Source organism: Pedobacter sp. UBA5917 (assembly GCF_002432345.1).
Taxonomy (GTDB): domain Bacteria; phylum Bacteroidota; class Bacteroidia; order Sphingobacteriales; family Sphingobacteriaceae; genus Pedobacter.
The window spans coordinates 16,048-28,525 of record NZ_DJDT01000037.1; the positions used below are offsets into that span (position 1 = coordinate 16,048).

Annotated in this window: 13 protein-coding genes; all 13 read right to left on the reverse strand. The window is 42.8% G+C overall.

The genetic code is table 11. The features are described from left to right. Positions 1-8 precede the first annotated feature (8 nt). Positions 9-773: an SDR family NAD(P)-dependent oxidoreductase gene (locus tag B2V92_RS02500; protein ID WP_293304544.1), complete on the reverse strand. Its 765-nt coding sequence runs from the start codon at positions 771-773 to the stop codon at positions 9-11. 63 nt (positions 774-836) lie between these two features. Continuing rightward, positions 837-1,259, reverse strand: a complete 423-nt coding sequence (locus tag B2V92_RS02505; protein ID WP_293304546.1) for a hypothetical protein — start codon at positions 1,257-1,259, stop codon at positions 837-839. 13 nt (positions 1,260-1,272) lie between these two features. Beyond that, entirely contained in the window at positions 1,273-2,025 is a 753-nt protein-coding gene (locus B2V92_RS02510) for a glucose 1-dehydrogenase (RefSeq protein ID WP_293304548.1), read from the reverse strand. A gap of 120 nt (positions 2,026-2,145) precedes the next feature. After that, positions 2,146-3,075 carry a helix-turn-helix domain-containing protein gene (locus B2V92_RS02515; RefSeq protein ID WP_293304550.1) on the reverse strand — a complete coding sequence of 310 codons (930 nt, stop codon included), beginning with the start codon at positions 3,073-3,075 and terminating at the stop codon, positions 2,146-2,148. 133 nt (positions 3,076-3,208) lie between these two features. After that, positions 3,209-3,628 carry a nuclear transport factor 2 family protein gene (locus B2V92_RS02520; protein WP_293304552.1) on the reverse strand — a complete coding sequence of 140 codons (420 nt, stop codon included), beginning with the start codon at positions 3,626-3,628 and terminating at the stop codon, positions 3,209-3,211. Between the two features lie 10 nt (positions 3,629-3,638). Continuing rightward, on the reverse strand, positions 3,639-4,175 hold the full coding sequence (locus B2V92_RS02525) for a carboxymuconolactone decarboxylase family protein (RefSeq protein ID WP_293304554.1): 537 nt from the start codon (positions 4,173-4,175) through the stop codon (positions 3,639-3,641). Positions 4,176-4,200: 25 nt separating this feature from the next. Then, positions 4,201-4,764: a DUF417 family protein gene (locus tag B2V92_RS02530; protein ID WP_293304555.1), complete on the reverse strand. Its 564-nt coding sequence runs from the start codon at positions 4,762-4,764 to the stop codon at positions 4,201-4,203. Positions 4,765-4,827: 63 nt separating this feature from the next. After that, positions 4,828-5,688 (reverse strand): helix-turn-helix domain-containing protein, encoded by an 861-nt coding sequence (locus B2V92_RS02535; RefSeq protein WP_293304556.1) that lies wholly within the window; start codon positions 5,686-5,688, stop codon positions 4,828-4,830. 79 nt (positions 5,689-5,767) lie between these two features. After that, positions 5,768-6,583: a hypothetical protein gene (locus B2V92_RS02540; RefSeq protein ID WP_293304558.1), complete on the reverse strand. Its 816-nt coding sequence runs from the start codon at positions 6,581-6,583 to the stop codon at positions 5,768-5,770. A 318-nt stretch (positions 6,584-6,901) separates the two neighbouring features. Continuing rightward, positions 6,902-9,574 (reverse strand): PQQ-dependent sugar dehydrogenase, encoded by a 2,673-nt coding sequence (locus B2V92_RS02545; protein ID WP_293304560.1) that lies wholly within the window; start codon positions 9,572-9,574, stop codon positions 6,902-6,904. 22 nt (positions 9,575-9,596) lie between these two features. Further along, positions 9,597-10,478, reverse strand: coding sequence for a sugar phosphate isomerase/epimerase family protein (locus B2V92_RS02550; protein WP_293304562.1), 882 nt, complete (start codon positions 10,476-10,478; stop codon positions 9,597-9,599). Between the two features lie 244 nt (positions 10,479-10,722). Beyond that, positions 10,723-12,186, reverse strand: coding sequence for a RagB/SusD family nutrient uptake outer membrane protein (locus B2V92_RS02555; protein WP_293304564.1), 1,464 nt, complete (start codon positions 12,184-12,186; stop codon positions 10,723-10,725). A gap of 27 nt (positions 12,187-12,213) precedes the next feature. Next, positions 12,214-12,478: TonB-dependent receptor (locus B2V92_RS02560; RefSeq protein ID WP_293304566.1), on the reverse strand; the 265-nt coding region annotated here is incomplete at its 5' end.

The following is a 12,478-nucleotide window of genomic DNA, read 5'->3' on the forward strand; positions in this document are numbered from 1 at the left end:
CAGGTAAATTACAAACGCATACCGCCCGAAACTTCGATCCGTTGCCCTGAAATCCAACCTGCATCAGGCGTACAAAGGAAAGCCACTACGCCGCCGATATCCTGCGGCAAACCTACACGGCCCAAAGCTGTATTGGCTTTAACCGCGTCATTGTATACCTGGTTATCCCTTACCATACCTCCACCGAAATCGGTTTCGATGGCACCTGGTGCTACGGTATTACACCTGATCTGTCTGGCGCCCAATTCTACTGCCTGGTAACGGCTAAGGGTTTCCATTGCGGTTTTCATGGCACCATAAGCGGCATAACCCGGACCAACGAACCTGGCCAAACCGCTCGAAATATTGATGATGCTACCGCCATCGTTCAGGATCGGAAGTGATAATTGGGTGAGAAAATACGGTCCTTTAAGCAACAGGTTGGATAGCGTATCGAACTGTTCCTGTGTGGTTTGGGCAAAAGGCGCATTAATACCGATACCTGCATTATTGATCAGGAAATCGAATTTATCTGCGCCGAAAGTTTCTTGTAATCCATTTTTTAAACGGGCAACAAAGCCATCGAGTGCAGGCAAGTTACCGCCATCAAACTGAAGGGCCAGTGCTTTTACGCCCATTTTTTCCATATCCTGCACAACTGCTTTTGCTTCAGTTTCGTTGCTGTGGTAAGTGATAATAACGTTTATTCCTTTTTCTGCGATCCGTAAGGCCATGTTTTTACCTAATCCGCGGCTACCGCCGGTTACCAATGCGATTTTTTTATTTGTTTCCATGATGGTTATATTTTTACTGATTTTTAAATATTTTGATGATTGTTTTCTATAATATCGACCTGATTAATATTTGGCCTGACCGATTTCGAGCACATTGATTTTTCCATCTTTATTGATGGTAAATTTGAAATAGGTTTTAAAATTGCCCCATTTATCGCTGTGGAATTTCCCATAGATGTGCAGGCCGTTATGTTCTATTTTATCAAAGCTGGTAAAGTGTTCATGGCCGATTGCCTCTTCAGAAAAGTTTTTGAAATCTATTTTATTTCCATCGTCTAAAAGCTGCGCATCGGCTGTAAACAGGGCGTACCAGGCTTTTTTATCGCCTTTTTGAAAAGCATCAATGGCTTTTTTTACGGTTGGGTTATTAAACTGTGCAGTATCCATATTTGCTTTTGTTGTTTTTGATAAAGGATTATAGCGTTGCGCATAAGTAATGAGCGAGAATACAATGGCCGCGATCAAAAGGATGGTGAATGCTTTCATATTTGATCAATTTCTATTGATTGGCACCACCGTTAACCAACAGGTGCTGCCCGTTTATAAATGAAGAAAGGTCGCTGGCAAAAAATTCTGCAGCATTGGCCACATCTTCTACCTCTGCCAAACGGCCCATCGGACAGCTTTCGAGTAAACTTTTTCTCAGTTCGGGATAACTGTTAGGGTCGGCAAATATTCCGGAGTGATCAACCGCGAAAGGGATAATGGAGTTAACGGTAACCCCACGGTGGCCAATTTCCTGTGCCAGTACATTTACCAGGTAACGTGGTGTAGTTTTACTGCCGCCATACACTGCCATGCCAGGTACCGGAAATGCTGTGGTGCTCGAAGCAATGTAAATAATGCGTCCGTTATCTTCTACATTTTTCGCCGCCTGCTGCATGGTAAAGTACGAGCCTTTGGTATTGATAGAAAACAAACGATCGAACTGTTCTTCTGTAAAATCGGTTACCGGGGTTTCTACCATTTCGATACCGGCATTGGCCACCACAATGTCTATTTTACCAAATGCTTTTTTGGCTTCGGCAAACAGGTGCTCAATGTCGGCTACCTTACTTACGTCGGCCTGTACTGCAATTACTTTTACACCCATGGCGCTGATGTTGCTCAACACCTCATCGGCTGAAGTTTTATCGCGTGAATAGTTGATTACAATGTTTGCGCCGAGTGCTGCATATCTTTCTGCGATGGCTTTTCCCAAACCTCTTGCCGATCCGGTGATGATGGCTACTTTGTTATTAAGCTTGTTCATATCTCTTTGTTTTACTTGTCGTTATTGACAATACAAAGATGGCCAGATGCCCGTGGCGAAAATTGCAAGATTTACTGCAACAATTGCAAATTCTACAGAAAGGAGAAAAAAAATGGAAAATCAGGAAGAAACCTGTTTTTTCCTATACTCAACCGGCGATAAACCGGTATGTTTTTTAAAATAATTGGTAAAATGGGCTGCTTCGGCGAAATGCAGGTGGTAGGCGATTTCCTTTACCGACAGGTTTGCATTTTTTAACTGGTTGCGTGCTTCGGCAATTGTTTTTTCTGCAATCCAGGTGCCTACGGGTTTACCGGTTTTAGCTTTGATTACATTACTGAGGTAGTTGGAATGCAGGCTTTGCATATCGGCATAATCCTGTAACACCAGCAGGCGTTCGGCCTTCCCTGCCCTAACTTCCCTGTAATGCTGTTCCAGTTGCTGCTTAAAATCGCGTACAATCTTCGAGCCGCGGTTACCTTCGTAAATTGGGTTGTAATCAAGCCAGCAATATTCTTTGATTTTGAGCAGCAGTACCACAAAAAGATTGGCGATCAGCTTTTTCCTGAACGGAGATCTGGCCAGGTATTCTTTATGGATTGCTTTGTATAATTGTTCAAATTCGGCAAATACCTCTGGCGTGGTTACCCTCGCCGGAAAAGTTTCGGCCAACAGAAACGGAAATTCATCAAACACATCGGGATGTACATTTTCGCGCAAAAACTCTTCGCTGAGGGTAATCAGGTAAACTTCCTCAATCGCATTCCATTGGTAGGCCCTGAAATGCCCCGGATTGGTAAAATAAACAGTTCCCGGACCCAGTTCAAAAGTCTGTTCATCAATACTGTACCAGCCCTGACCCTGTTTGGTAAAAGAAAACACAAAAAAATTAAGCCTGCTAACAGGAGAAGAAAAAGGTACCGCATTAACCACATCTTTAAGGTTAAAAATGGTAAAACCTGCATGGGCATCAATCAGGTCAACAGGCATGCCCATCGATCGGTATTGATCCTGCAGGTTGTTAAAGGTGCGGATTTCTTTGCTTTCCATAAGTGGTGAAAATAATAAAAAATCTGCTGCCAACAGTGCTTTAAAAGTAACTTAAATCTTAAACGGTTGGCACCAGATGCAAAAAAGCCTACCTTTTTTGAGGCAGGCTTAGCAATAGCACCGTTAAATTAACTTAATCAATAATCCCCGGAACAAAAAAACGGTTGATCCCTTCTACATCTGAAAGATAAGTAGCCATTTTTGAGATTTTCCTTTCCGATATTTCAAAAACAATGGCTACCTGTTCATCCAATATCAGTTCTTCGCGCCGGCTGGTATTGTGGAGCGAAAGTGTAAAGCCATTTAAACCGATTAAAATATATTTTAAATCGAAATTAACACCGAACTTTTTGAGGTTTTGTACCCTTTTAACAATTGCATCTGCACCATTGGCAGGCCCCGAGAGCAAACTCGTACCGGGCAATGTCCATGTGGCATCTGGCACTAAAATATTGAGCATATTCTCCCAATCGTTATTTCTTAATGCCGCAACAAACGAATTGGCAATGGTTGCTTTCTCTTCGTCGGTTATGGTATGATCTGTGTTTGTCATGATGGTAATTTTATAGTTTTTCTGCGACAGGAAAATCAACAGGAATTTCAGTCAATGCGAAAACGTAATTGGTAAATATCCTTACGGTAACCAAACCGATCAGTTCCATTATGGCTGCTTCGGTAAAACCTGCTGCATAAAAATCTGCTAATGCCTGTGCATCTGCATGGCCTTTGTTAACGGTTACCGATTTGGCCAAGGCAATTACCGCGTTCAATTTCCCATCAGCGGTTTTTCCCCTGCGGATATTCAGTGTATCTTCTTTACTGAAACCGTTTTTCATTGCTGCCAGGGTGTGTCCGGCCAAACAGTAGGCACAAGCGTTTATCTCTGATACGATAAGCGCTATCGCTTCGCGTTCTTTTCCGGTAAAAACGCCATGGCTTAAAGCACCGTCGAAATCCATAAAACCTTTTAATGCGCTGCCGGAATAACCAATGGTTGCATACAGGTTGGGCACCTTGCCCATACGTTTCTGTAATTGATCGAATATTAACTGCGATGCCTCGCTTACCTGCTCTCTAACAGGAACTTCTATTGTTTTCATGATGTTGAGTCTATAATTGATTTATTTATTTTTTTTGATCCAGGTATAACCTTGCGGTTTCGCTCATGGTGATGATGGCCGCACCAAGAATAACGAGGTCTTTGATGACCAAACGGCCACGGGCAGACAGGTATGGAAATCCCCACTGCTCATCTCCCAAATGCGGCACCCAGCTTTCGGGCGTGGTGATGAGGAAGGATAGTGTGCCGAGTGTTAAAATCCCGATCAGGAAACTGGCAACAAGACTGGGCAACGGCGCTACTTTATAAAGGGCAACCAATACCGCAAGTGTAATCAGCAATACGCCCAATCCATAAGAAAACCCATAAGTATTGTTTTGGGTATGCCATTGGTGGTTAGCGGCAATGAGTTCGCCTTCTTTATTGATGTGCTGTTTATAACCGTTCGGCTGATTATAAAAAAACGACATAAATGGACTGTTGGCCACAAATGGCACAATACCATCGGCTTCGTAGGCGAAAAATTTCAGTGCGCCGATCCAAAGGAAAACGATTACCACGCCCCATCGGATTACTTTTTTTCCCAGTTGATCGAGGTTAGCGATGTAATTAATGATTGCTATTTTCATGATGATTGATTTGATGATTCAAAACTACATCATGCACGGCCCTCGCAAAATGGACTAAAATGGTTATTGACTGGACAAATCTGACACGATGGAAATGCCGGTTTTATTACGGAAGGTTTGTGGTGAAACTTTGGTTATCTTTTTAAAAAAACGGCTGAAATAATATTCGTCTTCAAATTTTAAGTTGTAGGCAATCTCTTTTATGCTCTGCCGGGTTAAATGCAACTGTTTTTTAGCTTCGAGTACCAATCTTTCCTGTATCAGTTGGCTAGGTGATTTTTTAAAATAACGGCTGCAGCGTTTAGAGAAATTATTTGGAGTCATGGCCAGTAAATCGGCATAATCGTTGGGCTTGTGCAAGGTAAGAAAATGCTGATCCAAAAGTATCCTGAAACGTTCCATCTGTTCATCTTTCTCTTTGGGTGTGTTGGGATGATCGATAAGTTTGATCTTGATGCTGCTTGATTTGGCCAGAAAAAGCTGCAGGTAAGCCCTGAGCACAATTTCGGAAGGATGATTATTTTTAAATTCTTCGTTAATATCGTTTAACAGATTGCGAAATACACGTACCTCATTACCCGCCAAAGTAACACAGGGCTGAATGTAAATATTATTAAACAGCAAACCATTACAGGCAACTTCGGCGCGGTGATATTCGATGCAATAAAAATCGCCATGAAACTGCAGCATGGTGATTGGTGCAGGCTGATGCTGTTCGAGGTAGATCACCTGCAGTGGTGTCGAAAATAAAATAACAGGAGCGGTATAATTAAAGGTGCCGAAATCGGCATGGTACACGCCGCTACCTTCGGCAATAAAGAGAATGGTATACTCTGCAAATTGGGCAGGACTGTTTAAAATATCTCCGTTAATCTGCTTTAGTCGGAGCAAATATTCCCCCGCTCTTGAAAACACTTCCTGCATTGAATAAGATGTAAATGATTGCCCGAAATTAGCGTTTTTTCCATTACCGTAAGTGATTATGTTAATAGCCGCTAACTGATCATGAATTTATTGCGGCGATGATGGCATTATTAATTGCAGTATAAAGTGCTGATGATAGGTTTTCGTATACCTGTTGCTGTTCTACTACAAAACCCATATCGTTCCAGGAGCCCATTCCGCCAAATACCCATGCGCCAGAAGCAGCAAAAAACAGTTGTCTTTCAGGAATGCTATAAGTATCATCTGGTAACAGATCGGTATGATAATAATCTCTTTCAGGATAGTTTTCCGTTAGCCATGCATTGGCCTGCTGAAATATTCCGGCAAAATTTTCGGCATTCACTTCATCGGCAAAAGCTTCTATTTTAGCTAATACATCAGAGAGTATATTTTTTTGGGTTTCAATATCCAGCTGAAGGTTGCGGCTTGGAATATGATGCTGGATACGTTTATAGTTTACCGTCCAAACGTTGCTATTGGTAGCATCATCCCTGGTTACTTCCCATGCGCCGTACCAGAAGTCGGAATTTTCAGGATAAATGGCTTCGATAAGCCAGGCTCCGCCTCCACCAATCATTCCGGCGAGTTTATGGTCTTTTATACCAGTGCTGCCATCCGAACTTTCGTAATAAAGCTTTAAAGTTTTACAGCCCGTTTTAGCCAGATAACCGAACCATTCAACAGGGCTTTCGGCAACTATAATCGGATGGTTTTCTGAAGATGGATGATTTTGATCTTCAACAGAAAAGAAAACATTTTTACAGTATTGAAAAGCAGAATGGTTTGCCGGAAAGTTGATAGATGTACCAGGATTGGCAATATACTGATTTCCATAGGCAACCAGAGTGATAAGCTGTGAAAGGGTTCCTGTCATGTTTTTTTTGGGCAGATGAAAAGATTAAAGTAAGATACTTAAATTTTGAATAAAAACATGCTAACAAAGGATCACTTGTTGATGTTTATTTTTTAATTAGTCGTCACCCTGAATTTATTTCAGGGTCTATCTAGCATGAAAGATGCTGACCACGAAATAGCTATTAGACCATTGAAAAACAGTAGAAATGACTAATAAAACAAGTTCAGCATGACGACCGCATTAGATATAGAAGCAAAGTATATAAATAAAAAAGGTGGCGAAATTACTTCCGCCACCTTTCAGGGTTTAATATTTAGAACTAAATGGTATTTTACGCTAATGTGCAGTTACATTGATTCCCTTAACATTTATACCCGTTTGTAAAAAAACAAGATAAACATCAGTTACCCCGTTTACATTATCGATATCGATAATACCTTTGTTATCCTGTTTACGGGTTGTTTTCCCTACTAATTTTCCATTAGGTGAGCCTAGGTGTACTTCAACCTGATCGGGAGCAGTTTTATCGCCAACAACTTCAATTGTTCTGATATCCTTAAGATCGATCTTACGGAAAAGCAAATAAGCACCTTTATCCGAAGAGATAGCAGCCGACCTGTCGTTATTAAAGCTAAAACCTTTATTGCCGTTACTTTCGTTAACAGGCAGATAAGGATTACGCAAAACCACAATGCTTTCGGATAATTGCGAAGCCAGTTTGCCTGCACCTTTATCACGATAAGCCGCCCTGAATATAAAACTGCCTTTATTGGTTGCATTGGCCGGAACATTTGTAGTATAAGTACCTTTAACCGGCAGGTTATCCGGAGCAGCCTGTTTGTCGCCCAGGCTTAGAATATATTTTACAATTGCATTCACTTCACTTGGTGGCAAAGTAGCATGAGCAGGCATCATGGCATCGCCCCAAACCCCGGAACCACCGCTGATCACTTTTTTCACCAGGCGTTCCTGTGCACCCTTATCACCTTTATATTTTAGGGCAACCTGGGTAAATGCAGGGCCTAAAGATTTTGCGGTAAGATCGTGACAGGCACTACAGGTACTTTTTTTCATCAGTGCCCTGCCTACTTCAAACTGTGCAGCAGCATCAAAACGTTGCTGATGCTGTGCAATAGTGGTCATATCGTAACCCTCTGAGAGGTAATTAATGGATACCGCAACCTGCGAAGGCGTAATCCGTTTATCCTTTAAACTTCCATCTTCCTTATCACTCACATTTACCGCATAAGTAATGGTATTGCCCGGAAAATAAAAACTGGAGTTGCCTTTTACAAAATCGAACTTAACCACAGGCGCTGCATTACCGGCAGAAATTTCGACCGATTTACTGTTTTTTGCCCCTGACGGATCGGTAACGGTTAAAGTTGCCTTATAAACACCCGCAGCAGTAAGCTGTAATTCTGGATTTGCGATTTTATATACCGATTTAAGCACTTTATCTTTCGTAATGCGCCATTCATATTTTAAAACATCGCCATCATAATCCATGGTTCCGGCTGATGACAATTTAACTTTTAATGGTAAAGCACCTGATACTTTATCGGCAGCCACCTGAACAACAGGTTTGCGGTTTCCGCCATTGTATTCGATCTTGATCAGCTCAGCTTCGGGATTATCTTTAAAATAACCATTACCGTATTCGAGGATATATAAACTACCATCGGGACCGAATTTCATATCAATGGGACCTCTGAGGCTCACTTCCGGCATAAAACGCTCCATTGATTTATAGTTCCCTTCTTCATCCATGGTGATGGTGAGGATCCATCCGCGTACCCAATCGGTAATAAACCATTTTCCTTCGTAATAAACCGGAAAAACATTGCTTGCACCTTTAAAATCGTTCTGATGGAATATCGGACCACCTACGGCACTTCGTCCGCCGCTGCCCATTAAAGGAAAATATTCGCTTGCACCATAAGGATACCATACCAAAGAGGTTTCGGTTGGCGGCAGAACGGTTAAACCTGTATTATTTGGCGAATTGTTTACCGGGCGGAGCGGATCGTAAAGATCGCCCGATTTTTTTGTTGCAAAATCGTAATAGCGGTAAGGCAGGTTGTTACCGATAAAATAGGGCCAGCCAAAATTACCGGCTTTTTTTGCCCTGTTAAATTCATCGTAAGATGCCGGTCCACGCGATTCTGACGCATTAGATCCATCAGGACCAACTTCACCCCAGTACAACCAGTTGGTTTTACTGTCCAAACTCATGCGCCAGGGGTTACGGTTACCCATGGTGTAAATCTCAGGTCGGGTTTTAGCCGTCCCCTTTGGAAAAAGGTTACCTTCAGGAATGGTATAGGTACCATCTGCTTCGGGGTGGATCCGCAGGATTTTACCCCTTAAATCGTTGGTGTTCGACGATGATTTCTGTGCATCGCGTGCACTTTCACCTGCGCGTTCATCAATGGGTGTAAAACCGTCGGATGATCTTGAAAAAGTATTGTCGCCAGTACTCAACAACAGGTTATTGTCTTTATCGAACAACATCCCGCCACCAACATGGCAGCATTCTTCCCTTTGTACAGGTACCTTTAAAACTACTTTTGCCGAGGCCATATCCAGTTTGGCACCGGCCCAAGTATAACGTACCAGACTGTTAACCGCTTCTGCTCCTTTAACCGAATAATAGGTATAAACCCAACGGTTTTTGTCGAAATTCGGATCGAGGATAACGCCCTGAAGCCCATCTTCTCCTTCTTCCCTTTTCCCATTTTTATCCACGTATTCGGTGCTTACCGGTATTTCGGCAATAATATCGAGATTCTTTGTTTTAGGATTATAAACCTTTATTTTTCCTTTGCGCTCGGCGTACAATACCCTGCCATCTTTTAATACCTGGAACTGCATCGGTTCCTCGAGCTTTTGGGCCAGCACAATTTTGGTAAACCTGTTCATTTCCGGACCATGTTCAGTTTGGGCACGGGCAGCAACGGAGATCAATGTAAGCGCGAAAACTAAACGGAAAAATCTTTGAAAATTCAATAAAAACATGCTTTGTTATGGATTAAGGTTTTTGAACGGATTGACGGAAGTAAGCTACACTTTTTGCAACATCATCCGTGTTATTGTCCCAATTATACTCATATTCTGCAGAAATAATACCTTTAAATTTCTGTCTTTTTAGTTCTTTTATCACGGCATCAATGTTTGTAGCACCGGTACCCCAATGTACATCGTGCGCATTTTCATCTGTTCCGTTAAGGTCTTTCAGGTGCAGGTGGAGCACACGGCCTTCTGCTTTTTTGATACACTCCAACGGATCGAGGCCCGAATGTACCCAATGCCCAAGGTCGGCACACATGCCCAAACGTTTGCTTTTTCCTTTTACGGCATTCTGCAGGATATCCGGGTTCCAATACCTCGAAGGTTTTGCATGGTTATGGATGGCCACGTTGATTTTGTATTTATCGCAGAGATCGGAAATGAGCTGCATGTCTTTTTCGTTGGGTTCGGCGGTGATGGTTTCTAATCCCATTGCTTTACCAAATTCGAAAATCTTGATCCATTCGGCTTCACTATCGGCACCGATTACCCCAAATGCAGCCATTTTTACATGGTTTTGTTTTAATAATTGAAGAATCTGCTTCCTTTTGGCCGGTTCCATATTGTAATCCATTTTCCCTTCAATACCGCCACCGATTTCCTGACCGGGATAGGCTTCGATATAATCGAGTTTGCAGCTGGCGGTTTTGGCCACTGCCTCGAAAAAAGTAAAACGGTTAAAGGTAAAAGCCTGCGTTCCGAGTTTCCAGCCAAAACGTTCTTCGGGGCGGCCTTCTTTTGCGGGCTTGCCACCATTTACGGTTTTAAAACCCATGGTTACGGTAATCAAAAAAAATCCGAGGCCGTAGATCAATAAAGATAACCTGTTTCTGTAAAAATTCATGTTGTTTGATTTATGTGTTAAAATTTGTGTTGATCAATATTTTTTTGTTGGATTAGGGCAAACAGGTGATTATCCCATTTGCCCCATCCGAAAGACATCATTAAATTCATTCCCCAGTGTTATTTCTGAATATTACTAATGTAAGCTCACCGGCCAATGCGACCGTCATGCTGTCCCGAATCTTCGGAAACAGCATCTTTTCTGCTAAATAGACCCTGAAATAAATTCAGGGTGACGGCTAGCATCAATACCCCGGGTTCTGCACCAAAACACCCCCACTTAACTGGATTTCGGTTAAAGGGATCGGCACATGTTCATTTTTTCCGGCTTTAAAATTAGGTAATACAGCCGCAGCTCTTCCGGTTCTAACCAATTCGTAAAACCTGCGGTGTTCGCCCAGTGCGGTTTCTACCCGCATTTCGTGGTAAATATTATCCAGCGTAACCGTACCATAACCTGGAAGTACAGTTAAATCGGTATTGCCACCACTTTTCCGTGCCCTTGTTCTGATCTGGTTCACAAGATCTGTTGCATGCGGAATAGCGCCATTGTGAAAAGAAGCCTCTGCGGTCCATAACATTACCTGCGCCAAACCGAAAACCCTGTCGTTGGTTGGCCCATCCCCTGCGCCACCGCCATTTTTAGTCGGGATTTCATCAAGTGCCAGCCAGTATTTCCTGTTCCAGTAACCGGTTTCACTTCCGCTGGTATTGGCGGTAGTACCATCAGGCATTACCTGATTATTCACAATAACCGTAGCGCCAAACCTCGGATCTCCCCTTTCAAATTCTTCTACCAATGATTTAGAAGGCACAGTAAAGCCATATCCCCAGGTATTGCGGGGTGCATTGAATAAATTAAGGAGATTACCTACATTCCTGCCCGGAATGGTGGCGTTGTTCACTTCAAAAATAGATTCCGGTCCAAATTCGCCTGCCAGTGTCCATATTTTCGTCACATCATCGGCCAAACGATACTCTCCCGAGGCCATAATCTGATCTCCTAAAAGCTGTGCTTCCGACCATTTTTTCTGCCACATATAAGTTTCGAGTAATAAAGCCTGTGCAGCGCCCTTGGTAGCCCTGCCCTTATCAGCCGCAGCCTGTTTGCTGTTCTCGGGCAAATCTTTAATGGCCTGGCCGGCATCTTTTTCGATCAGCGCAAGAATATCTTTTTCTTCTGATTGTTTGATGTTATAATTACCATCTTCAATCGGTACTGTTACCATCGGGATGCGGCCAAAAAGCCTCACCAGGTGCAGGTAATAATAAGCACGCAAAAAGTAAGCTTCTGCAAGTACCCTGCTTTTCAAAGCTGCATCCATTTCAATTGCAGGCACTTTCTGTAAAACCAGGTTTGCCAGATAAACGCCTTTGTAGTTATCCCTCCAGGCGTTAAATACATAACCGTTATCCGATCGGGCAGTAAATAGTTTCAAATCCTGGATCAATCCCTGATCGGAAGCGCCTCCGCCCCCTTTGTTTGCATCATCGGCCATAATATCGCCGAACGAAGTTGGCGAATAACCACCATAGGCCTGGTCTTTCAGCATCCGGTACGCATCGTTCACCGCACGTACTGCATCATCGCCAGTTTTATAAAAGTTACCGGTTGAGAGGTGGGCAGTAGGTGTTTCATCAAGAAACTTTTTACATCCGCCGAGGCCGAACATCAATACAGCACTCAGGATTAAATAGTAATATTTCATATTTCTTTATTCAAAATTGAATTTCCATTAAAATGATAGGTTAAGGCCTGCAGAAATTGTTCTGCTCTGTGGGTAATTTCCACTGTCGATACCGATATCGCGTGTACCGCCGGCACCACTGTACTGTTGGCCCACTTCAGGATCAAATCCTGTATATTTTGTAAAGGTGAGCAGGTTTTGTGCCGACAAGTAAAAGCGCAGGTTTTTGATATTCAACTTATCCAGAACAGCCCTTGGCAGCGTATAACCCAGCACAACATTCTGCAAACGCAGGAAAGAACCGCTCTGCAGG

Coding starts and splice junctions, on each gene's coding strand:
- B2V92_RS02500 (WP_293304544.1), bottom strand. CDS start 773: ATGGAAACAAATAAAAAAATCGCATTGGTAACCGGCGGTAGCCGCGGA.
- B2V92_RS02505 (WP_293304546.1), bottom strand. CDS start 1,259: ATGAAAGCATTCACCATCCTTTTGATCGCGGCCATTGTATTCTCGCTC.
- B2V92_RS02510 (WP_293304548.1), bottom strand. CDS start 2,025: ATGAACAAGCTTAATAACAAAGTAGCCATCATCACCGGATCGGCAAGA.
- B2V92_RS02515 (WP_293304550.1), bottom strand. CDS start 3,075: ATGGAAAGCAAAGAAATCCGCACCTTTAACAACCTGCAGGATCAATAC.
- B2V92_RS02520 (WP_293304552.1), bottom strand. CDS start 3,628: ATGACAAACACAGATCATACCATAACCGACGAAGAGAAAGCAACCATT.
- B2V92_RS02525 (WP_293304554.1), bottom strand. CDS start 4,175: ATGAAAACAATAGAAGTTCCTGTTAGAGAGCAGGTAAGCGAGGCATCG.
- B2V92_RS02530 (WP_293304555.1), bottom strand. CDS start 4,764: ATGAAAATAGCAATCATTAATTACATCGCTAACCTCGATCAACTGGGA.
- B2V92_RS02535 (WP_293304556.1), bottom strand. CDS start 5,688: ATGCAGGAAGTGTTTTCAAGAGCGGGGGAATATTTGCTCCGACTAAAG.
- B2V92_RS02540 (WP_293304558.1), bottom strand. CDS start 6,583: ATGACAGGAACCCTTTCACAGCTTATCACTCTGGTTGCCTATGGAAAT.
- B2V92_RS02550 (WP_293304562.1), bottom strand. CDS start 10,478: ATGAATTTTTACAGAAACAGGTTATCTTTATTGATCTACGGCCTCGGA.
- B2V92_RS02555 (WP_293304564.1), bottom strand. CDS start 12,186: ATGAAATATTACTATTTAATCCTGAGTGCTGTATTGATGTTCGGCCTC.